The organism is Cupriavidus sp. FW216-B1 (genome assembly GCF_058789195.1).
On the sequence record NZ_JBYTEL010000015.1, the window covers coordinates 108,445 to 130,346 of the forward strand.

Annotated in this window: 21 protein-coding genes; 13 read left to right on the forward strand and 8 right to left on the reverse strand. The window is 69.6% G+C overall.

Going from position 1 to position 21,902, the window contains the following annotated elements; genetic code table 11:
• Positions 1–26: 26 nt before the first annotated feature.
• A complete protein-coding gene (locus AC3WXD_RS25340; protein ID WP_020201734.1) occupies positions 27–512 on the reverse strand; it encodes a YajQ family cyclic di-GMP-binding protein in 486 nt (161 codons plus the stop codon).
• Positions 513–674: 162 nt separating this feature from the next.
• On the opposite strand from AC3WXD_RS25340, the gene murB reads away from it, so the two are divergent.
• Positions 675–1,709 carry a UDP-N-acetylmuramate dehydrogenase gene (gene murB, locus AC3WXD_RS25345; RefSeq protein WP_492324903.1) on the forward strand — a complete coding sequence of 345 codons (1,035 nt, stop codon included), beginning with the start codon at positions 675–677 and terminating at the stop codon, positions 1,707–1,709.
• An 82-nt stretch (positions 1,710–1,791) separates the two neighbouring features.
• Here murB and ppnP read toward each other — a convergent pair whose 3' ends face one another.
• The 3 genes from ppnP to argF all read right to left on the reverse strand — a co-directional run bounded on the left by ppnP (position 1,792) and on the right by argF (position 4,610).
• Positions 1,792–2,103, reverse strand: coding sequence for a pyrimidine/purine nucleoside phosphorylase (gene ppnP, locus AC3WXD_RS25350; protein WP_020201736.1), 312 nt, complete (start codon positions 2,101–2,103; stop codon positions 1,792–1,794).
• Between the two features lie 156 nt (positions 2,104–2,259).
• Positions 2,260–3,489 carry an argininosuccinate synthase gene (locus AC3WXD_RS25355; RefSeq protein ID WP_029043329.1) on the reverse strand — a complete coding sequence of 410 codons (1,230 nt, stop codon included), beginning with the start codon at positions 3,487–3,489 and terminating at the stop codon, positions 2,260–2,262.
• Between the two features lie 197 nt (positions 3,490–3,686).
• The gene (gene argF / locus AC3WXD_RS25360; protein WP_020201738.1) at positions 3,687–4,610 is read right to left on the reverse strand and encodes an ornithine carbamoyltransferase; all 924 of its coding nucleotides are present in this window, start codon (positions 4,608–4,610) and stop codon (positions 3,687–3,689) included.
• 402 nt (positions 4,611–5,012) lie between these two features.
• Between argF and AC3WXD_RS25365 the strand changes: the two genes are divergently transcribed.
• Positions 5,013–5,312 (forward strand): DUF3579 domain-containing protein, encoded by a 300-nt coding sequence (locus AC3WXD_RS25365; protein WP_020201739.1) that lies wholly within the window; start codon positions 5,013–5,015, stop codon positions 5,310–5,312.
• Between the two features lie 275 nt (positions 5,313–5,587).
• Here AC3WXD_RS25365 and rpsT read toward each other — a convergent pair whose 3' ends face one another.
• Entirely contained in the window at positions 5,588–5,854 is a 267-nt protein-coding gene (rpsT, locus tag AC3WXD_RS25370) for a 30S ribosomal protein S20 (protein WP_020201740.1), read from the reverse strand.
• A gap of 381 nt (positions 5,855–6,235) precedes the next feature.
• Here rpsT and murJ point away from each other — a divergent pair, with 381 nt between their 5' ends.
• Complete coding sequence (gene murJ / locus AC3WXD_RS25375; RefSeq protein WP_492324904.1) at positions 6,236–7,789, forward strand: murein biosynthesis integral membrane protein MurJ; 1,554 nt, start codon at positions 6,236–6,238, stop codon at positions 7,787–7,789.
• A 188-nt stretch (positions 7,790–7,977) separates the two neighbouring features.
• The gene (locus AC3WXD_RS25380; RefSeq protein ID WP_020201742.1) at positions 7,978–8,826 is read left to right on the forward strand and encodes a SirB1 family protein; all 849 of its coding nucleotides are present in this window, start codon (positions 7,978–7,980) and stop codon (positions 8,824–8,826) included.
• A gap of 23 nt (positions 8,827–8,849) precedes the next feature.
• Here AC3WXD_RS25380 and AC3WXD_RS25385 read toward each other — a convergent pair whose 3' ends face one another.
• Positions 8,850–9,476: a VTT domain-containing protein gene (locus tag AC3WXD_RS25385; protein ID WP_369796869.1), complete on the reverse strand. Its 627-nt coding sequence runs from the start codon at positions 9,474–9,476 to the stop codon at positions 8,850–8,852.
• Positions 9,477–9,609: 133 nt separating this feature from the next.
• Between AC3WXD_RS25385 and mutL the strand changes: the two genes are divergently transcribed.
• The 3 genes from mutL to AC3WXD_RS25400 all read left to right on the forward strand — a co-directional run bounded on the left by mutL (position 9,610) and on the right by AC3WXD_RS25400 (position 13,238).
• Positions 9,610–11,628, forward strand: coding sequence for a DNA mismatch repair endonuclease MutL (gene mutL, locus AC3WXD_RS25390; protein ID WP_492324905.1), 2,019 nt, complete (start codon positions 9,610–9,612; stop codon positions 11,626–11,628).
• A gap of 16 nt (positions 11,629–11,644) precedes the next feature.
• A complete protein-coding gene (miaA, locus tag AC3WXD_RS25395; RefSeq protein WP_492324906.1) occupies positions 11,645–12,613 on the forward strand; it encodes a tRNA (adenosine(37)-N6)-dimethylallyltransferase MiaA in 969 nt (322 codons plus the stop codon).
• A 115-nt stretch (positions 12,614–12,728) separates the two neighbouring features.
• A complete protein-coding gene (locus tag AC3WXD_RS25400) occupies positions 12,729–13,238 on the forward strand; it encodes a GNAT family N-acetyltransferase (RefSeq protein ID WP_492324907.1) in 510 nt (169 codons plus the stop codon).
• A 160-nt stretch (positions 13,239–13,398) separates the two neighbouring features.
• On the opposite strand, the gene purM is transcribed toward AC3WXD_RS25400, so the two are convergent.
• On the reverse strand, positions 13,399–14,451 hold the full coding sequence (gene purM, locus AC3WXD_RS25405) for a phosphoribosylformylglycinamidine cyclo-ligase (protein ID WP_454732188.1): 1,053 nt from the start codon (positions 14,449–14,451) through the stop codon (positions 13,399–13,401).
• 278 nt (positions 14,452–14,729) lie between these two features.
• Here purM and hda point away from each other — a divergent pair, with 278 nt between their 5' ends.
• The 6 genes from hda (at position 14,730) to panB (ending at position 20,057) form a co-directional block, all read left to right on the forward strand.
• Complete coding sequence (hda, locus tag AC3WXD_RS25410; protein WP_020201748.1) at positions 14,730–15,437, forward strand: DnaA regulatory inactivator Hda; 708 nt, start codon at positions 14,730–14,732, stop codon at positions 15,435–15,437.
• Positions 15,438–15,552: 115 nt separating this feature from the next.
• Positions 15,553–16,227 (forward strand): histidinol-phosphatase, encoded by a 675-nt coding sequence (locus AC3WXD_RS25415; protein WP_029043330.1) that lies wholly within the window; start codon positions 15,553–15,555, stop codon positions 16,225–16,227.
• 1 nt (position 16,228) lies between these two features.
• Complete coding sequence (gene pcnB / locus AC3WXD_RS25420; RefSeq protein WP_059413542.1) at positions 16,229–17,854, forward strand: polynucleotide adenylyltransferase PcnB; 1,626 nt, start codon at positions 16,229–16,231, stop codon at positions 17,852–17,854.
• Positions 17,854–18,375, forward strand: coding sequence for a 2-amino-4-hydroxy-6-hydroxymethyldihydropteridine diphosphokinase (gene folK, locus AC3WXD_RS25425; RefSeq protein ID WP_020201751.1), 522 nt, complete (start codon positions 17,854–17,856; stop codon positions 18,373–18,375). The genes pcnB and folK overlap by 1 nt, the downstream gene beginning before the upstream one ends.
• A gap of 78 nt (positions 18,376–18,453) precedes the next feature.
• On the forward strand, positions 18,454–19,095 hold the full coding sequence (locus AC3WXD_RS25430) for a deoxynucleoside kinase (RefSeq protein ID WP_020201752.1): 642 nt from the start codon (positions 18,454–18,456) through the stop codon (positions 19,093–19,095).
• 140 nt (positions 19,096–19,235) lie between these two features.
• Positions 19,236–20,057: a 3-methyl-2-oxobutanoate hydroxymethyltransferase gene (gene panB, locus AC3WXD_RS25435; protein WP_059413541.1), complete on the forward strand. Its 822-nt coding sequence runs from the start codon at positions 19,236–19,238 to the stop codon at positions 20,055–20,057.
• 16 nt (positions 20,058–20,073) lie between these two features.
• On the opposite strand, the gene AC3WXD_RS25440 is transcribed toward panB, so the two are convergent.
• A complete protein-coding gene (locus tag AC3WXD_RS25440; protein ID WP_492324913.1) occupies positions 20,074–21,789 on the reverse strand; it encodes a chorismate-binding protein in 1,716 nt (571 codons plus the stop codon).
• Between the last annotated feature and the right edge of the window lie 113 nt (positions 21,790–21,902).

Sequence of the window (21,902 nt, forward strand, 5' to 3'; positions counted from 1 at the left end):
CATGCCCGCCGCGCGCGGCGACCGGATCAGTCGCGGAAGTTGTTGAAGTCCAGCGGCGCCTCGGGGACGTCCTTGCGCAACAGCGCGATCACGTTCTGCAGGTCGTCGCGCTTGGTGCCGGACACGCGCACCGCGTCGCCCTGGATGCTGGCCTGCACCTTGATCTTGCTGTCCTTGATCAGGCGCACGATCTTCTTGGCCAGGTCGCCGGTGACGCCCTTCTTGATGGTGATGACCTGCTTGACCTTGTCGCCGCTGATCTTCTCGGTCTTGCCGTAGTCGAGGAAGCGCACGTCCACATTGCGCTTGGCCATCTTGTTGATCAGCACGTCCTTGACCTGGCCGAGCTTGAAATCGTCGTCGGCGAACGCGGTCAGCTCGTTTTCCTTGTGCTCGACCCGCGCGTCCGATCCCTTGAAGTCGAAACGGGTGGTGATTTCCTTGTTGGCCTGCTCGACCGAGTTCTTCACCTCGACCATGTTCGCTTCGCACACTACGTCAAACGACGGCATTTGCACTCTCCTTGTCTTGCCTGTTGCTGATGTTGCTGATGTTGCTGATGTTGCGGTGTAGCGCCGCCCGCCCGCGGCGGGCCGGCGGCGGCGCTTACGTATAATCCAGCCTACCCTGCAGTCCGGCGCCGCCGCGCGGCCGCCGCTTCACCTTTCCCTTGCATGGCAGATTTCCACGAATTTTATCCCCTGCGCCGCCACAATACATTGGGATTCGACGTGCGCGCGCGCTTCGCCGCGCATGTGCGCAGCGAGGCCGACTTGCGGCAGGCGCTGGCCGACCCGCGCGCGCAGGGGCTGCCGCTGGTGGTGCTGGGCGGCGGCAGCAACGTGGTGCTCACGCGCGACCTCGACGCGCTGGTGCTGCTGATGGAAATTCCCGGCTACGCGGCCCGCGCGGCCGACGACGCCTTCCTGGTGACGGCCGGCGCCGGCGAGAACTGGCACGCGCTGGTCTGCCGCACCATCGCCGACGGCATGCCGGGCCTGGAAAACCTGGCGCTGATCCCCGGCACCGCCGGCGCCGCGCCGATCCAGAACATCGGCGCCTACGGCGTGGAGCTGCGCGAGCGCTTCGACAGCCTGCGCGCCTGGGACCGCCAGGCCGGCGCATTCGTCACGCTCACGCGCGAGCAGTGCCGCTTCGCCTACCGCGACAGCCTGTTCAAGGCCGAGGGCCGCGACCGCTACATCATCACCGCGGTCACGCTGCGGCTGCCGCGGCCGTGGCAGCCGGTGCTCGGCTACGCGGAACTGGCGCGGGAAATCGCCCAGGGGCCGGATGCGCCAGATACGTCAAACGCGCCGGTCAGCGCCGCGCGCATCCGCGACGCGATCATCGCGATCCGCTCGCGCAAGCTGCCCGACCCGGCCGAGATCGGCAACGCGGGCAGCTTCTTCAAGAATCCGGTGGTAAGCGCGGCGCAGCGCGACGCGCTGCTGGCCCGGCATCCCGGGCTGGTCAGCCATGCCCAGCCCGACGGCAGCTACAAGCTGGCGGCCGGCTGGCTGATCGACCAGTGCGGCCTCAAGGGCCTGCGCGACGGCGCGGTCGGCGTGTACGGCAAGCAGGCCCTGGTGCTGGTGCACCACGGCGGCGGCAACGGGCAGGAACTGCTGGCGCTGGCGCAGCGCATCGCCGAGACGGTGGCGGCGCGCTTCGGCGTGCGCATCGAGCCCGAGCCGGTCATCCTCTAGGCCGCGCCCGGGCGGGCGCGGCGCCGTGCTTCGGGTGCGTTCTTCCGGTGCATCCTTCGAGCGCGCTTTTCAGGCGCGTGCTTCAGGCAAAGTGGCAGACGTAGTCCAGGGTTTCCAGCACTTCGATGTCGAAGCTGCTGTTGCCCGGCACGTCGAACCGTTGGCCCGCGCCGTAGGTGTTCCACTGCGCCTCGCCGGCCAAGCGCACGCGGCAGCTGCCCGCGTTGATTTCCATGATTTCCGGCGCGCCCGTGTTGAAGGTCAGCGCGGCGGGGAAGATCACGCCCAGCGTCTTGCGGGTGCCGTCCGGGAACAGCACGGTGTGGCTGACGCACTTGCCGTCGAAGTAGAGGTTGGCTTTCTTGACGACGGAAACGTTGTCGAACTGGCTCATGCTTTTTCTCCTTTGATGCGGTTCTGGGTGTCTCTGGGGGCGGTGCCGGCGATAGCGGCGGCAGCGGCGCGGCGCAAAAAAAGGGGCCGTGGCGGCCCCTCTTCCCTGCTGCCATCTGCTGCCGGCCCGTGCCAGGCCGGTAGCCGTCTGCGGGCGTCACTCGCCGCGCTGGCGGCGCGCGTTCTCGGCGATACGCATCCGCAGCGCGTTGAGCTTGATGAAGCCGCCGGCGTCGGCCTGGTTGTAGGCGCCGCCGTCGTCGTCGAAGGTCGCGATGGTCTTGTCGAACAGCGTGTCCTTCGAGTCGCGCGCGACCACGATGACGTTGCCCTTGTACAGCTTGACGCGGACCCAGCCGTTGACCTTTGCCTGGGTATGGTCGATCAGGACCTGCAGCGCGCGGCGTTCCGGGCTCCACCAGTAGCCGTTGTAGATCAGGCTGGCGTAGCGCGGCATCAGGTCGTCCTTCAGGTGCGCGACTTCGCGGTCGAGCGTGATCGACTCGATGGCGCGGTGGGCCTTGAGGATGATGGTGCCGCCGGGGGTTTCGTAGCAGCCGCGGCTCTTCATGCCGACGTAGCGGTTTTCCACCAGGTCCAGGCGGCCGATGCCGTGCTTGCCGCCGAGGCGGTTCAGCTCGGTCAGCACTTCGGCCGGCGACAGGCGCTTGCCGTTCAGGCCGACGATGTCGCCGCCGTCGAATTCGATGTCGAGGTACTCGGCCGCGTCAGGCGCATTCTCGGGCGACACGGTCCAGCGCCACATGTCTTCCTCGGCCTCGGCCTTGGGGTCTTCGAGGTGGCGGCCTTCGAACGAGATGTGCAGCAGGTTGGCGTCCATCGAGTACGGCGCGCCGCCCTTCTTGTGCTTCATGTCGATGTCGATGCCGGCCTTCTCGGCGTAGGCCAGCAGCTTCTCGCGCGACAGCAGGTCCCACTCGCGCCACGGCGCGATGACCTTCACGCCCGGCTCGAGGCCGTAGTAGCCCAGCTCGAAGCGGACCTGGTCGTTGCCCTTGCCGGTGGCGCCGTGCGACACGGCATCCGCGCCGGTGCTGCGCAGGATCTCGATCTGGCGCTTGGCGATCAGCGGACGCGCGATCGAGGTGCCGAGCAGGTATTCGCCTTCGTAGACCGCGTTGGCGCGGAACATCGGGAAGACGAAGTCGCGCACGAATTCCTCGCGCAGGTCGTCGATGAAGATGTTCTCGGGCTTGATGCCGAACTTGAGCGCCTTCTGGCGGGCCGGCTCGAGTTCCTCGCCCTGGCCGATGTCGGCGGTAAAGGTGACCACCTCGCATTGATAGGTGTCCTGCAGCCACTTCAGGATCACCGAAGTGTCCAGCCCGCCGGAGTAGGCAAGCACGACTTTCTTGATATCGCTCATGTTCGACTCGATGCGCAAAGTAAGCGCGGCCGGCATGGTTGCCGGACACGCGAGAAATTGATGCGGAAAACCGCTATTTTGACACGTCCGCTCGGGCTTGGGCGGCACTTCCGGCCCTCAGGCCGCGCGGGCCCGCGGCGCCGGCGCGCCGGATGTGCGCCATGCGCTGCGCGCGGCGTTCCCGGCCGGCGCCCCGCTCAGTAGCGGCCGCAGAGCAGGTATTCCATCAGGGCCTTCTGCACGTGCAGGCGGTTCTCGGCCTCTTCCCACACCACGCTCTTGGGACCGTCGATCACCGCCGCCTCGACTTCCTCGCCGCGGTGGGCGGGCAGGCAGTGCATGAACAGCGCGTCGGGATTGGCGCGGTCCATCATGACCGTGGTCACCATCCAGTCCTGGAACGCGCGCTTGCGCGCGTCGTTCTCGGCCTCGAAGCCCATGCTGGTCCACACGTCGGTGGTGACGAGGTCCGCGCCCTGGCACGCGGCCAGCGGATCGGCGAACACGTTGACCAGGTGCGCGGCCGAGGCCGGCACCATCGCCGGGTCGAGCTGGTAGCCCGGCGGCGCCGAGAAATGGAAGTTGAAGCCGAGCCGCTCGGCCGCCTGGATCCAGGTGTAGGCCATGTTGTTGGCGTCGCCGATCCACGCCACGGTCTTGCCGCGGATGCTGCCGCGCTGCTCGATGTAGGTGAACACGTCCGCCAGCACCTGGCAGGGATGGTATTCGTTGGTCAGCCCGTTGATCACCGGCACGCGCGAATGCGCGGCGAAGCGCTCGATGATCTCCTGGCCGAAGGTGCGGATCATGATGATGTCGACCATGCGCGAGATCACCTGCGCCGCATCCTCGATCGGCTCGCCGCGCCCGAGCTGGGAATCGCGCGTGTTGAGGAACACCGCGTGGCCGCCGAGCTGGTGGATGCCGGCCTCGAACGACAGGCGCGTGCGGGTCGAATTCTTCTCGAAGATCATGGACAGCGTGCGGTCGTGCAGCGGGTGCCATGTCTCGTAATTCTTGAACTTGGCCTTCAGAATCCGCGCGCGGTCCAGCAGGTACTCGTACTCGTCGGGAGTCAGGTCGCTGAACTGGAGGTAATGCTTGATCGAAGTTGGGCTCATAAAACAAAGAAGGCGGCTCGGTGGGGGCACGCCGCCATGAAGGGTTTCATGGCCTGAGCATGCCGCGGAGCCGCCTTTCGCGTCGCTTGCGCAATTTAACTGCAAGAATCATAAGGGATTATTCCTGCTTTGGCGAGCCTGCGGGGCGCGCGAAGGTGGCCCCGGAGCTTATGCTCAGGTCTTATATAAGATATAATACTGGCTGATTCACGCGGGGCCAGGCATACCGATGCCGCTGCCCGCCGCCGGCATCAAAAGTGCCCCCGCCGACACCGACGCCCCGCTGTCCAGGCCTGGAAAAGAAACGAACCAAACGTTTCCCGGCCGCGTCAAACGGGCTTTGCGTCTGGACGAAGTCTGGCGGGTTTACCGTCGAGTCACCCGTCTTATCCCCGCAGTCCAATGAAGCCCATCGTTCGCGAATATTTCATCCAAGGCATCACCAGGGAAGGCAAGACCTTCCGTCCGAGCGACTGGGCAGAGCGGCTGTGCGGCGTGATGGCGCAATTCCGCCCCGAGGGAGACACCGGGGACCCCCGCATCACCTACTCGCCTTACGTGCGGCCCGTGATGACGGGCAACGTCAAGACCGTGGTGGTCGACGTGCGGCTGCGCGACATCGAACCCAAGGCGCTCGACTTCGTGCTCAACTTCGCGCGCGACAACAACCTGCAACTGGTCGAAGCCTGCTCGCTCGACTGAGCGGAGCGCGCGGGACCGGCATCGCCGCGGCGGTGCCGGCGGGATTGCCGGGCGGCCGGCGCCGGGGCCAGGAAAAGACAGCGCGCAAGGAAAGCGGAAAACAAAAAAGCTCGTCGAATGACGAGCTTCTTGCATTGTGCGAAACCGCGCCGTGGCGATCCCGCGTTCCGGCCATCCACCGTGCCGCCATGCTCCGCGCCGGTTATCCGGCGCGACCCATGCTGGTCGGCACGAGGCCGGAGGCGCCCGGCGTCAGCCCGGCGCCGCGGCCGCTATCAGGCAGCCATCGACTTGATGGCCGACGACAGGCGCGACTTGTGGCGTGCAGCCTTGTTCTTGTGCACGATCTTCTTGTCGGCGATGGAGTCGATGATCGCTTGCGAGTTCTTGAAGATCTCGGCGGCGGCGGCCTTGTCGCCGGCTTCGATGGCCTTGCGGACGGCCTTCACGGCGGTGCGCAGACGCGAGCGCAGGCTGGAGTTGTGAGCGTTTTGGGCGACGGCCTGGCGAGCGCGCTTGCGGGCTTGTGCGGAATTTGCCATTTAAGTAGATTTCCTGAATTCAGATGCGTGCTCCACGGACGTACTGGGACGTAACCGCAGGCACAATTAAGTGCACATCAAGCGACCCGGGATGCACTGGCACACGAATCCGGAACGCAACTATCCTTGTGAATCGGCAATTATACACACAAGAAAAAGCCACTGGCAAGCTCGCCCGCATCGGCGGACAGGTGGGTGACGTGCGGGTGACGCATGGGGCCGCGCGCGGGAAGCCACCGGGCCGGACCGTATAATACGCGCCACACCGGCGCGCCCGGCGTGGCCCCGATGCAACTTCGGCGCGCGCCCGGCGTCTCAAGCCGGTCCGCCCGACGGCTGGCAGCATGCCGCCGCAGCCTCTCCCCCTTGCCGCCGACCACCTTGAACCTGCTCAAAGCGCTCGCCACCATCAGCAGCCTGACGATGCTGTCGCGCATCACCGGCCTCATGCGCGAGATCCTGATCGCCCGCGCCTTCGGGGCCTCGGACATGACCGACGCCTTCAACGTGGCCTTCCGCATCCCCAACCTGCTGCGCCGCATCTTCGGCGAGGGCGCGTTCTCGCAGGCCTTCGTGCCGATCCTCGGCGAATACCACAGCAAGCGCGGCGAGGACGAGACGCGCGCGCTGATCGACGCCGTGGCCACGGTCATGACCTGGGTGCTGATGGGCGTGTCGCTGCTGGGCGTGGTCGGCGCGCCGCTGGTGATGCTGGTGGTGGCCACCGGCTTTCACCAGCAGGGCGGCGAGACCTACGACGCCGCGGTCTTCATGACGCGCGTGATGTTCCCCTACATCGGCCTGATCTCGCTGGTGGCGCTGGCCTCGGGCATCCTCAACACCTGGCGCCGCTTCGCCATGCCGGCCTTCACGCCGGTACTGCTCAACCTGTGCCTGATCGCGGCCGCGCTGTTCGTCGGGCCGCGCATGGCGCAGCCGATCTACGCGCAGGCGTGGGGCGTGCTGGTCGGCGGCGTGCTGCAGCTGGCGGTGCAGATCCCCGCGCTGCGGCGGCTCGGCGTGATGCCGCGGCTGAGCTTCAACCTGCGCACGGCCTGGTCGGACCCGGGCGTGCGCCGCGTCATGCGGCAGATGGCGCCGGCCCTGCTGGCGGTCTCGGTGGCGCAGATCAGCCTCATCATCAATACCAACATCGCCTCGCGGCTGGCCGCCGGCAGCGTGTCCTACCTGACCTACGCCGACCGCCTGATGGAGTTCCCCACCGCGCTGCTCGGCGTGGCGCTCGGGACCATCCTGCTGCCGAGCCTGTCGAAGGCCAGCGCCGAGGGCAACCGCGACGAATACTCCGGCCTGCTCGACTGGGGCCTGCGCCTGACCTTCCTGCTGGCGGTGCCGTGCGCGGTGGGGCTGTTCGTGTTCGGCACGCCGCTGACCGCGGTGCTGTTCAACTACGGCAAGTTCGACGCCCACGCGGTGGAAATGACGCGCCAGGCGCTGGTGTCGTACGGCACCGGCCTGCTCGGCCTGATCCTCATCAAGATCCTGGCGCCGGGCTTCTACGCGCGCCAGGACATCCGCACGCCGGTCAAGATCGCGCTGCTGGTGCTGGTGATCACGCAGCTGTCCAACTACGTGTTCGTGCCGCGCATGGGCCATGCCGGGCTGGCGCTGTCGATCAGCTTCGGCGCCACGGTCAATGCGCTGCTGCTGTTCCTGGGCCTGCGCCGGCGCGGTTTCTACACGCCGGCCCGGGGCTGGCTGCTGTTCCTGGCCCAGTTGCTGACCGCCGTGCTGCTGCTGGCCGGCATGCTGCTGTGGTTCGCCCGCACCTTCGACTGGGTGGGCCTGGGCGCCACGCCGCTGCTGCGCATCGCCCTGCTCGCCTCGTGCCTGGTACTTGCGGCGGTCGTCTACTTCGGTACACTGTGGCTCATGGGGCTGAGATACTCCGCGTTCAAGCGGAGAGCCGGCTAGGAAGCCCCGCCAGCCAATCCGCCGGATGCCGCGCCCAGGAGTGCGCGGCGCAGAGCCGGATGGCCATGTGCGGTGCAGGGTCAAGGCAAGCGAGGTGGTGCCACAATGAGTGCCAGAATGAGACAAGGCGGCCGCGCCAGGGCGGGCGGCCGCGCGACCGCCGCCCTGCCGTCTTCGGGAATGCCGCGATGACAACCACGAAAGTCCTGGACTACTTCGCCAGCCTCGTGGCAGACGAGCACGGCATCCCGCTGACCGAGACGGTGCTCTCGATCGCCCAGGATGCCTATCCTGACCTTGACCTGCAGTCGGAACTGGCCGCGCTCGACATGCTCGCGGTCCGGCTCAAGCGCCGCGTCGCCGAGGGCACGCCGGCCATCCAGCGCCTGCGCCTGCTCAATCATTTCTTCTACCGCGACCTGGGCTTCGGCGCCAACGCGAACGACTACTACGACCCGGACAATTCCTACCTGAACGTGGTGCTCAAGCAGCGCCGCGGCATTCCCATCTCGCTGGCGGTGCTCTACATGGAGCTGGGGCAGCAGATCGGCCTGCCGCTCAAGGGCGTGTCCTTTCCCAACCATTTCCTGGTGCGGATGTCGATCCCGGCCGGCGAAGTGGTGGTGGACCCGCTCACGGGCGAGACGCTGTCCAAGGAACAGCTGCAGGACATGCTGGACCCGCACCTGGAGCGCGAGGGCATCGCCGATCCCAACGAGGTGCCGCTGGGACTGTTCCTGCAGGTGGCCAGCCACCGCGAGATCGTGGCGCGCGTGCTGCGCAACCTCAAGTCGATCTACCTGCAGGAATCGCGCTGGCAGCGCCTGCTGGCGGTGCAGAACCGGCTGGTGATCCTGCTGCCGGGCTCGATCGAGGAAGTGCGCGACCGCGGCCTGGCCTACGCCAACCTGGAGTGCTTCCGCCCGGCGCTCGAAGACCTCGAAGCCTACGTGATGGCGCGGCCCGACGCGGCCGACACCACCCAGATCCGCGACCGCATGCCGGCGCTGCGCCTGATGAGCCGCAGCGTCAGCTGAGCTTCGGTTGAGCGCCGCGGCGCTCAGGACGTGCGGCGCTTGCCGCCGCGCACCAGCTTCCACAGCCCGCCCAGCACCAGCGGCACGATGGCCGCGCCGATGCCGGCCAGCACGATCAGGTTCAGGTACTGCTTGATGAACGGCAGGTTGCCGAAGAAGTAGCCGGCGAACACCAGGCCCAGCACCCAGGCGGCCGCGCCCAGCACGTTGAACAGCTGGAACTTGGCGAAGGTCATCTGCGACACGCCCGCGACGAACGGCGCGAAGGTGCGCACGATCGGCAGGAAGCGGGCCATCACCAGTGTCTTGCCGCCGTGGCGCTCGTAGAAATTGTGCGTCTTGCGCAGTGCCGTCTGGTCGAGGAAGCGCCAGTGCCCGTCGAACACCTTGGGGCCCACCCAGCTGCCCACCAGGTAGTTGACGGTATTGCCGCCCACGGCCGCCACCAGCAGCAGCCCGACCAGCGCCCATTCGTTCATGGCGCCCGTGGCGCAGAAGGCGCCGGCGATGAAAAGCAGGGAATCGCCCGGCAGGAACGGCAGCACCACCAGGCCGGTCTCGGCAAAGACGATGGCGAAGAGGATCGCATAGACCCATCCGCCATAGTTCTGGATGACCGTGCCAAGGTATTTGTCGACGTGCAGCAGCATGTCGATGAACTGCAAAGCGATGTCCAATTGAATCCCCGTTCTAGATCTAGCCGACATCATACAAGACCGCACCGGCGCCAAAGCCACCTGCGGCGCCCTGCGGGCGAGGGGCACGCGCACGTATAATTCCGCCATGCCCGCCGAAGCCATCCGCCCTGCCCAGCCCCTGCGTCCCATCCGCCCGCTGCCCGACCAGTTGATCAGCCAGATCGCGGCCGGCGAGGTGGTCGAGCGCCCCGCCTCCGTGGTCAAGGAGCTGCTGGAGAACGCGCTGGACGCCGGCGCCACCCAGCTCAACATCCGCCTGGAGGAAGGCGGCGTGCGCCGCATCGTGATCGCCGACAACGGCTGCGGCATCCCCGCGGCCGAGCTGCCGGTCGCGCTGATGCGCCACGCCACCAGCAAGATCGCCTCGCTCGACGAGCTCGAATCCGTGCTGACGCTGGGCTTTCGCGGCGAGGCGCTGGCCTCGATCGCCTCGGTCTCCGAGCTGACGCTGACCAGCCGCACCGCCGACGACGCGCATGCCACGCTGGTCGCCGCCGACAGCGGCAAGGTGCAGCCGGCCTCCGGCGGCGTCGGCACCACCGTCGACGTGCAGCACCTGTACTTCAACACGCCGGCGCGCAGAAAGTTCCTGAAGTCCGAGCAGACCGAGTTCGGGCATTGCCTGGAGATGGTGCGACGCGTGGCGCTGGCGCGCCCGGACGTCGCCATCACGGTCCATCACAACGGCCGCCCGATGGAGCACTGGAACGCCGGCGACGTGGCCACGCGCACAGCGCAGGTGCTCGGCGCCGATTTCGCGCGCGCCCGCCTGCCGCTCGACGAGGAAGCCGACACCCTGCACCTGTACGGCTTCGCCGGCCTGCCGACCGCCTCGCGCGGCCGCCCAGACCAGCAGTTCTTCTTCGTCAACGGCCGCTACGTGCGCGACAAGCTGCTCACCCACGCGGTGCGCAGCGCCTACCAGGACGTGCTGCACGGCGACCGCTTCCCGTCCTACGTGCTGTGCATGGACCTGCCGCCGGAAATGGTGGACGTGAACGTGCACCCGTCCAAGATCGAGGTGCGCTTCCGCGAATCGCGCGCGGTGCACCAGTTCGTCTACCACGCCGTGCAGCGCTGCCTGGCCCGCCAGGCCGGCGCGCAGGGCGACAGCCTGCACAGCACGACCGACGATGCCGAGGCGCCCCCGCCGCCGCGCGGTGGCGGCCTCGGCGGCGGCTTCGGCGGCGCGCTGCCGGCAAGGGGCGGCGCGCCCGGCGGCGGCGGCATGAGTGCCGGCAGCGGTGCCGGCGCGCGGCCCTGGGTCGACTACACCGCCGCCGCGCGCCAGACCGAGCTCGGCGTCATGCAGCCGCGCCAGGCCTACCTCGGCATGGTGCGCGACGCGATCCAGCCCGGCGGCGGCTTCGCGCGCCCGGCCGCGCCGGCGCCCGGCGGCCATGCGGATGGCGCCGGCACGCCGCCGGCCTGGCTGGCCGATGCCCGTGCCGCCCGCGAGAACGACCCGCCCGGCCTGCTCGAAACGGCGCCGCCGCGGGAAGAACCCGCGGCCGACGACGCCCACCCGCTCGGCTTCGCCATCGCCCAGCTGCACGGCATCTACGTGCTCGCGCAGAACGCGCGCGGGCTGGTGCTGGTCGACATGCACGCCGCCCACGAACGCATCCTCTACGAGCAGATCAAGACCGCGCTCGACGCGCGCGAGCTCGCCGTGCAGCCGCTGCTGATCCCGGTCACGCTGACCGCCAGCCCGGTGGAGATCGGCGCCGCCGAGGAACACCAGGATACGCTCGCGCTGCTGGGCTTCGACATCGCGCCGGTGTCGCCCACCACGCTCGCGGTGCGCGCCATCCCGGCGCTGCTCAAGCAGGCCGACACCGAGGCGCTGGCGCGCGACGTGCTGCGCGACCTGCAGTCGTTCGGCGGCTCGCGCGTGCTGGCCGAGCGGCAGAACGAGCTGCTCGCCACGCTGGCCTGCCACAGCGCCGTGCGCGCCAACCGCAAGCTCACCGTGGAAGAGATGAACGCGCTGCTGCGCCAGATGGAGCAGACCGAGCGCGCCGACCAGTGCAACCACGGCCGGCCCACCTGGGTGCAGTTGTCGGTGGCCGAGCTGGACCGGCTGTTCCTGCGCGGCCAGTAAGCCCGCCGCGCCCGCCGTGACAGCCCCCGCCTCCACCGGCCACGCCGCGCCCGTCGTCTGCCTGCTCGGCCCCACCGCGTCGGGCAAGACCGCCGCCGCGCTGGCGCTGGCCGCGCGCGCGCCGGTCGAGATCATCAGCCTCGACTCGGCGCTGGTCTACCGCGGGATGGACATCGGCACCGCCAAGCCGTCCGCCGCCGAACTGGCCGCGGTGCCGCACCACCTGATCGACATCATCGACCCGGCCGAGAGCTATTCGGCCGCGCAGTTCGTGACCGATGCCGAGCGCCTGATCGGCGAGATCCGCGCGCGCGGCCGCGCGCCGCTGATCGTGGGCGGCACCATGCTCTACTACAAGGCGCTCACGCAGGGCCTGAACGACCTGCCGCAGGCCGACGCCGCGGTGCGCGCCGAACTCGACGCGCTCGCCGCCGCGCGCGGCTGGCCGGCGCTGCACGCGATGCTGGCCCAGGTCGATCCCGTCACCGCCGCGCGGCTGGCGCCCAACGACGCCCAGCGCATCCAGCGCGCGCTGGAGATCCACCGCCTCACCGGCCAGCCCATGTCCGCGCTGCTGGCGCGCCAGGCCGACGAGCGCACCTTCGCCGGCGCCGCCGACCGGCGCTACCGCGTGATCGCGCTCGAGCCGTCCGACCGCGCCGCGCTGCACGCGCGCATCGCGGCGCGCTACGACGCCATGCTGGCCGGCGGCTTCATCGAGGAAGTGGAGCGCCTGCGCGCGCGCGGCGACCTGCAGCCGACGCTGCCCTCGATCCGCTGCGTGGGCTACCGCCAGGTGTGGGAATACCTCGACGGCGAAACCGACTACGCCACCATGCGCGAGCGCGGCATCGCCGCCACGCGGCAGCTCTGCAAGCGCCAGCTGACCTGGCTGCGCAGCACGCCCGAGCGCGAGGTGGTGGACTGCCTCGCGCCCGACTACGCGGCGCAGGTGGCGCGGCTGGCAAGCATCGGGCAGGCATGACGAGGCGGCGCGCCGCCTGAATGCCGCAGCGGCATCGCAATCGGGACCGAATCGGAGCCGAAGTGATGGATACGCGATAATCGCTGCTTATCGACTGACGATCCCGCGACCCGCCATGCCCGCCTCCGCTCCCGCCTTCACCCTGCGCCCCGCCACCGCCGCCGACTGCGAAACCCTGTTCACGCTGATCTCCGCGCTGGCCGAATACGAAAAGCTGACCCATCTGGTCGAAGCCACGCCGCGCAAGCTGGAGGAAGCGCTGTTCGGCGCGCGCCCGCTGGCCGAGGCGGTGCTGGTGGAAGTGCCCGGCGCGCAAGGCCCGCAGGCGGTCGGCTTCGCCCTGTTCTTCCACAATTTCTCGACCTTCCTGTCAAGGCGCGGGCTCTACCTGGAAGACCTCTACGTGGACCCGGCCTGGCGCGGCCACGGCATGGGCAAGGCGCTGCTCCGGCACCTCGCGGCGCTGGCGGTCGAGCGCAGCTGCGGCCGTTTCGAATGGACCGTGCTGGACTGGAACACGCCGTCGATCGACTTCTACCGCGCGATGGGCGCCGACGTGCTGCCGGACTGGCGCATCTGCCGCGTGACCGGCGACGCGCTGGCGAAGATGGGGGCGGCTGGCTGAACTGGCGCAGTTGCAAGGCCACCGCCGGTTTGCACGTTGCTTGGGCTAGCTCGGGCGGTGTGGGCGCATTCGCGGGCTTCGGCAAACATGCCGGGACCGCCGAAAAAAAACGGCACATGCGCCAGGCATGTGCCGTTTTTCCTTGCCGAAAACCCTTCGCTCAGACCACCACGGTCTGCGCCTGGCCTTCGGCGCGCTCGCGGATCTCGCCGATCTGCCACACGGCTTCGCCGGCGGCCTGCAGATGGGTGATGGCGCGCGCGGCGTCTTCCTTCGCCACGATCACCACCATGCCGATGCCGCAGTTGAACACGCGGTGCATTTCGTCGTCGGCCACGTTGCCCTGGGCCTGCAGCCACTGGAACAGCGGCGGCAGGGTCCAGGCGTCGCGCTGGAGCACGGCGGTCACGTTCTGCGCCAGCACGCGCGGCACGTTCTCGGTCAGGCCGCCGCCGGTGATGTGGGCCATGCCCTTGACCGGCAGGGTCTCGATCAGCGACAGCAGCGGCTTCACGTAGATGCGCGTGGGCGCCATGATGGCGTCCTGCAGGCGCTGGCCGTGGAAATCGGCGTTCAGGTCGGGCCGGGCCACCTCGATGATCTTGCGCACCAGCGAGTAGCCGTTGGAGTGCGCGCCCGACGAGGCCAGGCCCAGCACCACGTCGCCCGGCACGATGGTGCTGCCGTCGATGATGCGGCTTTTCTCGACCGCGCCGACGGCGAAGCCGGCCAGGTCGTATTCGCCGTCCGGGTACATGCTCGGCATCTCGGCGGTCTCGCCGCCGATCAGCGCGCAGCCGGCCAGCTCGCAGCCGTGGGCGATGCCCTGGATCACGGTGGCGGCGGTCTCCACGTCGAGCTTGCCGCAGGCGAAGTAGTCGAGGAAGAACAGCGGCTCGGCGCCCTGCACCAGGATGTCGTTGACGCTCATGGCCACCAGGTCCTGGCCCACGGTGTCGTGGCGGTTGAGCTGGAAGGCCAGCTTGAGCTTGGTGCCCACGCCGTCGGTGCCGGACACCAGCACCGGCTCCTGGTATTTCTTCGACAATTCGAACAGCGCGCCGAAGCCCCCGATGCCGGCCATCACGCCCTCGCGCATGGTGCGCTTGGCGAACGGCTTGATGCGGTCGACAAGCGCGTCGCCCGCATCGATATCGACGCCGGCATCGCGGTAGGAAAGGCCTGCCTGGCCGGAAGTGGGGGATGCGCTCATAGAACCTGCTCGTCCTGGGGGTATGAAGTGAGGAATGCGGCGCTCACGACGGCGATTTGCGGCCGCGAGTCCAGTAGAATCGCAATTTTAACGGATACAGGCTGCCGCCTTCCAGTTTCCGGTTCTTCGCGTCATGAAGTCTTGCCCCCATTCACTGCCGATGCACGCCACCGCTGCCGACCGCGGCCGGCGCCCCCACGTGCCGGCCGCGGTCGGCGCGGGCGCGGGGCGGCGCGTTTACAGGGCAGCAGGCCTTCACCCCAGGTAACCGAAAAGCCATGTATCCGCGCCCCAAGCAGCTTTCGCTTGAACTTGGCAGCCCGCCGCCCTCGACCTTCGAGAATTTCTTCGTGGCCGCCAACCGCGAGCCGGTGCAGCGCCTGCGCGACCTGGCCCCGGCGGTGGCGCAGGAGCGCGCGCCCGACCGCCTGATCTACCTGTGGGGCGAGACCGGCTCGGGCCGCACCCACCTGCTGCACGCGGTGTGCGAGAGCGGCTACCAGGCCGGCATCCGCTGCCGCTACCTGAGCCCGCACCACGCGCTGTCGGACTTCATCTTCGATCCGAGCTGCCAGCTCTACACGGTCGACGACGTGGAACTGCTCGACGAAGCGCGCCAGATCGCCGTGTTCTCGCTCTACAACGAAGTGCGCGCCCACGTGCGCACCGCGCTGGTGGTGGCCGGCAGCGTGGCGCCGCTGGCCATGCCGGTGCGCGAGGACCTGCGCACGCGGCTGGGCTGGGGCCTGGTCTACCAGCTCGCGCCGCTGTCGGACGAAGACAAGATGACCGCGCTGGTGCAGGCCGCGCGCGAGCGCGGCCTGCAGCTTTCGCCCGAGATCCCGCACTGGCTGGTCACGCGCCACTACCGCGACATGCCCAGCCTGATGGCGCTGCTGGACGCGCTCGACACCTATTCGCTCGAGCGCAAGCGCGCCGTCACGCTGCCGCTGCTGCGGGAAATGTTCGCGGAGCTGCGCGAGTGAGCGCACGCAGCCGGCACCGCCCCCGCAGCCCCTGGCATGCCGCGTGCTTGCCTGCGTTGGGGCGCAGCGACGCCAAGAAACCGGCAACAATCACGTTAATGTAAAATCGCCGCCCATGAATCTGGCATTGTTCGACCTCGACCATACCCTGCTCCCGACCGACAGCGACCACGAATGGGGGCGCTTCCTCGTGCGCCTGGGCGTCGTCGACGAGGAAACCTACCGCCGCAAGAACGAGGAGTTCTACGGGCAGTACAAGGCAGGCACCCTGGATATACAAGCCTTCCTGCGCTTCGCGCTGGCGCCGCTGGCGGCCAATCCGCGCGACCGCCTCGAAACCTGGCGCAAGCAGTTCATGCGCGAAGTGATCGATCCGGTCATCACGCCGCAGGCGCGCGCGCTGGTCTACAAGCACCTCGACGCCGGCGACCTGTGCGCGGTGGTCACCGCCACCAACAGCTTCGTCACCGCGCCGATCACCGCCGCCTTCGGCATCAAGCACCTGATCGCCACCGAGCCGGCCACCGCCAACGGGCAGCCGGACGGCGCCTTCACCGGCGAGGTGGCGGGCCTGCCGAGCTTCCGCGAGGGCAAGATCGCCCGCGTCGAAGCCTGGCTCAAGAGCATGGGCACCCAGTGGGATGCCTTCGAAACCACCACCTTCTACAGCGATTCGGCCAACGACCTGCCGCTACTGGAAAAGGTCAGCGAACCGATCGCCGCCAACCCGGACGATCGCCTGCGTCACCACGCCGCCGCGGCCGGCTGGCGCATCATGGATCTGTTCTGACGTGATCAAGAAGCTAATCAACCGGCTGCTCGGCAAGCCGGGCCCCCAGCAGCGCCCCGTCAAACGCCGTGGCCGCGCCGGCACGCCGCACATCGTGCCGCACGACGAGCACCAGATCGACCAGTCGCTGATCTCGCGCAACGCCATCAAGGTCACCTCCACGCTGCAGCAGGCCGGCTACCAGGCCTTCATCGTGGGCGGCGCGGTGCGCGACCTGCTGCTGGGCATCAAGCCCAAGGACTTCGACGTCGCCACCAACGCCACGCCCGACCAGGTGCAGGCGCTGTTCCGCCGCTCGCGCATCATCGGCCGGCGCTTCCAGATCGTGCACGTGACCTTCTACGGCGGACGCGAGCAGGAGATCATCGAGGTCTCCACCTTCCGCGCGCTGGTCGACGCGGTGGCCAGCGAGACCCTGCCCGAGGGGCGCCGCCTCAAGCGCGCCGAGCTCGACAGCAAGACCCACGCGATCGACGCCTCGGGCCGCGTGCTGCGCGACAACGTGTGGGGCTCGCAGGCGGAGGACGCGGAACGCCGCGACTTCACCATCAACGCGATGTACTACGACCCGGCCGAGCAGACGGTGTATGACTACCATCACGGCATGGAAGACATCCGCGCGCGCACGCTGCGCATGATCGGCGACCCGGTCACGCGCTACCGCGAGGACCCGATCCGCATGCTGCGCGTGGTGCGCTTCGCAGCCAAGACCGGCTTCGGCATCGACGAGGACACGCGCCAGCCGATCGCCGACCTGGCCTCGCTGATCCACAACGTGCCCAGCGCGCGCCTGTTCGACGAGATGCTCAAGCTGCTGATGTCCGGCCACGCCTGGGCCTCGCTGCAGGAGCTGCGCAAGGCCGGCCTGCACAAGGGCCTGCTGCCGCTGCTGGACGTGGCGATCGAGCAGCCGATGGGCCAGCGCTTCGTGCAGCTGGCGCTCGACAACACCGACCAGCGCGTGCAGGTCGGCAAGCCGGTCTCGCCGGGCTTCCTGTTCGCCGCGCTGCTGTGGCACCACGTGCTGCAGCGCTGGACCGCGCTGCGCGAGCAGGGCGAGCACGCCATCGCCGCGCTCAACACGGCGATGGACGACGTGCTCGAGCGCCAGACCGGCCAGCTCGCCATCCAGCGCCGCTTCGTCACCGACATGCGCGACATCTGGGGCATGCAGCCGCGCTTCGAGAAGCGCGTGGGCCGCATGCCGTTCCGCCTGATCGAGTCGCCGCGCTTTCGCGCCGGCTTCGACTTCCTGCAGCTGCGCTGCGACTCCGGCGAGCAGCCGGCCGAGCTGGCGCGCTGGTGGCAGGACTTCCAGAACGCCGACGGCGAGCGCCGCGAGGCCCTGATCGACGCCGTGCGCCCGCCGCGCGGCGGCAAGCAGGGCGGCGGCGGCGGCAGCGGTGGCGGCAGCCCCGACGGCGGCGAACCGTCCGGCGACTGGGACGGCGGCGATGGCGGCGACGGCAGCGAGAGCGGCGGCCCGGCACGCAAGAAGCGCCGCCGGCGCAGTCCGCGGAAATCGGATAAAGTTTCCTCCCGGAGTGATATGGACGCGAGCCAGGATGCCGGCTCGGCTGAAGACCGGAACGCCGGCAAGGTGCGCGTCCAGCCGGAGGAATCGTAATGACAGTTGCCTTTATCGGCATCGGGGCCAACCTGGGCGATGCCCGGCAGGCCCTCAAGGATGCCATCGTGTGCCTGGCCCAGCAGGTCGGCATCACGGTGCTGGCGAGATCGTCGCTTTACCGCACGGCCCCGGTCGACGCGGGCGGCGACGACTACTTCAACGCGGTGGTGAAGGTGGAAACCCCGTTCACCGCGGCCCAGCTATTGCGCATCTGCCACCACATCGAGGACCAGTTCGGCCGCGAGCGCCCGTTCCGCAACGCGCCGCGCACGCTCGACCTCGACCTGCTGCTGTTCGGCGACGAGATCCACGGCGACGAGCATCTCACGGTGCCGCATGCGCGCGTGGCCGAGCGCGCCTTCACGCTGGTGCCGCTGCTGGAGCTGGACCCCGCGCTGGTGATCCCGGGCCGCGGCCCGGCCGCCGACTTCCTGCCGGCGGTCAATACGCAGCGCATCGAGAAATTCTCGTTCTGCCAGTGCACGCGGCAGAAAACGGAAGCGCGCGACGCTTCCTGACGGCGCGGCATCCCGGGGCGCGCCGTCAGGAAACGTCGCGCTCCCCGGCCCGCCTCCCCTAGCCGACCGGACCCGCCCATGCTCGAACATCTGCGCAGGATCGTGGTGGAAGGCCCCATCGGCGCCGGCAAGACGGCGCTGGCGCAGCGCCTGGCGCAAACCCTGCGCGCCGGCGAGCTGCTCGACGGCGCCCGCGGCAATCCCTTCCTCGACCGCTATTACCGCGAGCCGGCGCGCTACGCGCTGCCGCTGCAGCTGTCGCTGCTGAACCAGCGCGCGCAGCAGTTGCAGGCGTGGCAGGCGGCGCTGCTGGCCGGCCAGCGCATGGTGGGCAATTTCCTCCATGCCCGCGACCGGCTCTACGCGGGCCTGACGCTGCCCGAGGACGAGCTGGCGCTGTACGACGCCCTCGCCGCGCGCCTGCCCGCGCAGAGCCAGCGCACGGATCTGGTGATCGTGCTGCAGGCCTCGCCCGCGCTGCTGCGCGAGCGCATCGCGCGGCGTAACGCGCCCGGCGAGTCCAGCATCGACGACACCTACCTGGAGCGCCTGTGCGGCGCCTACGGCGAGCTGTTCCACCGCTACGACGAGGCGCCGGTGATGATCGTCGACACCGCCCACTTCAACCCGGTGGACAACGACGGCGATTTCCGTACACTACTGTCGCGCATCGAAGACATGCGCGGCCGCAAGGCCTTTCTCAATCTCGCTGCGCCCTGACAGGTTCCCGCCTGCCAGCCCGACCATAACGACAGCAGCCGCTGCCGCGCACCGCGGCAAAGCGGATTGCAGGGGACAACGGCCCGCCGCATGGCCTGAAGCGGCCCGCCCGCCTCCCGTCTCTCTACCGGCCCAACGTCATGAGCTACCTCCTCGATCCCTCCCGCAAGACCGTCACCATTCCCAAGCTGCAGGCGATGCGCGCCGCCGGCGAAAAGATCGCCATGCTGACCGCCTACGACTCCAGCTTCGCCGCGCTGCTCGACTACTGCGGCGTCGAAGTGCTGCTGGTCGGCGACTCCCTCGGCAACGTCATGCAGGGCCAGCAGACCACGCTGCCCGTGACGCTGGAACAGATGGCCTACCACACCGAGTGCGTGGCGCGCGGCAACCAGAGTGCGCTGCTGGTGGCGGACCTGCCGTTCGGCACCTACCCCACGCCCGAGACCGCCTTCGCCAGCGCCGCCACGCTGATGCGCGCGGGCGCGCAGATGGTCAAGCTCGAAGGCGGCGACTGGCTCGCGCCGACCGTGCAGTTCCTGGTCGAGCGCAGCGTCCCGGTGTGCGCGCACATCGGCCTGACGCCGCAGTCGGTGCATGCGCTGGGCGGCTTCAAGGTGCAGGGCAAGACCGACGAGAGCGCCGCGCAGCTCAAGCGCGACGCCCTCGCGCTGCAGGCCGCGGGCGCGCAGCTGATCGTGATGGAAGCGGTGCCGGCGGCGCTGGCGGGCGTGGTCACGGGCCTGCTGACGATTCCCACCATCGGCATCGGCGCGGGCGTGGACTGCTCGGGCCAGGTGCTGGTGCTGCAGGACATGATCAACGTCTACCCGGGCCGCAAGGCCAAGTTCGTGCGCAACTTCATGGAAGGCGCCGCGTCGATCGAGGCCGCCGTGCGCGCCTACGTGGCGGCCGTGAAGGACGGCAGCTTCCCGGCGGCGGAGCACACCTTCTCCGCCTGACCCGCCTGACCCTGCCTCAGCCGGCGGCCAGCACCGCCGGCAGCACGCCGCGCAGCGCGTTGGCCAGCGCCAGCGCCTCGCGGCGCGCCAGCATGGCGCGCGTGACCACGGCCTCGCGCGCCGGCCCGCCCAGGTAGCGCGCGCCGTCGGCCAGCACCGCCGCGCGCATCACGCCGGGCAGGATGTGCGCCGCCAGCGGCGGCGTCAGCCACTCGCCATCCACCTTGACGAACACCGAGCTGCGCCCGCCTTCGAGCAGTTCGCCGCGCGTGTTGAAGAACAGGCTGTCGAACGCGCCGGCGCGCTCGGCGGCCTGCCAGCCGGCGTCGAACACGGCGCGCGCGCTGGTCTTGTGGCGGCGCAGCGGGTCCGCGTCCGGCAACGGCTGCGGCGCCAGCAGCGCCGCGACCGGCGCGGCGGCCAGCGGCGCCAGCGCGCCGTGCGTCACGGTGAGGCCGCCGGCCTTGCCGAGCGCCAGCCGCAGGCGCCACGCGCCGGCGCCCAGGCCGGCCGCGGCCGCGCGCGCCGCCGCCCGCGCGCGCGCCGCGTCGAAAGCGAAACCGAGGCAGGCGGCCGACGCGGCCAGCCGCGCCAGGTGCGCGTCCAGCCGCGGGCACGTGCCGTCCTCCACGCGCAGGGTCTCGAACAGCGTGAAGCCCGGATCGTGCGCGGTCAGGAAGCGGGCTTTCCAGCCGCATTCGGCGTACTCGCCGGCCGCGTCGCTGTCGTGGACGATGCCGCCGCCCACGCCCATCTCGCCCGCGCGCAGGCCGTCGGCGCGCGGCGCGCCCAGCACCAGCGTGCGAATCGCCACCGACAGCGCGAAGGCGCCCGGGAACGCCACCGGCGCCGGCGCGTCGATCCAGCCGATCGCGCCGGTATAGAGCCCGCGCGGCGACGGCTCCAGCTCGCCGATGATCTGCATCGTGCGCCGCTTGGGCGCGCCGGTGATCGAGCCGCACGGGAACAGCGCGCGCAGCAGCCCGGCCAGGCTCGTGCCGGGACGCGCGGTGGCGGTCACGGTGGACGTCATCTGCAGCACCTGCCCGAACGGCTCGACCACGAAGCGCGCCGGCACCGCCACCGTGCCCGGCACCGCCACGCGGCCCAGGTCGTTGCGCAGCAGGTCCACGATCATCACGTTCTCGGCGCGGTTCTTGGCGTCGGCGGCCAGCGCCGCGGCGGCGGCGGCATCGCGCGCGGGGTCGCCGCTGCGCGGCGCGGTGCCCTTCATCGGCCGCGTGAGCAGATGGCCTTGCCCGTCATGGCGCACGAACAGCTCCGGCGACAGCGACAGCACCCAGCCGTCGCCGGGCAGGCGCGCCAGCACGGCGTAGGGCACCGGCTGCGCCGCGCGCAGCGCCGCATAGAGCGCCGCCGGCGCGCCGAACGTGCCGAAGCGCAGGCGCTGGGTGAAATTGACCTGGTAGGTGTCGCCGGCCTCGATCCACGCATGGATGCGGGCGATGGCCGCGTGGAAGGCCGCCTCCGCGGTATCGGAAGCGATCTCCATCACGCCGGCCGGCGCGTCGCCCTGTTCGCCGGCCAGCCACGACGCGACCGCCCGCGTGTCCATCCTGCGCATCCGCCGGAACCACAGCAGCCGCAGCGCGCCGTCGTGGAACGGCAGCGCCTGGTCCGCGGCCACCGCCACGCCGAGCAGCGGGCCGCCGAATTCGTAGGGCGCGAACAGCGTGGCATGCCAGCCCTGGCGCCAGCCCTCGGCCAGCATGGCGTCGAGCGCATCGAGCGCGGCGCCGCCGGGCAGCACGTCCTCGCGCACGAAGCCGGTGTACAGGCGCGAGACGGCCTCGCCGGGCGCGGCGGTGGCGTCGTCGAGCAGGA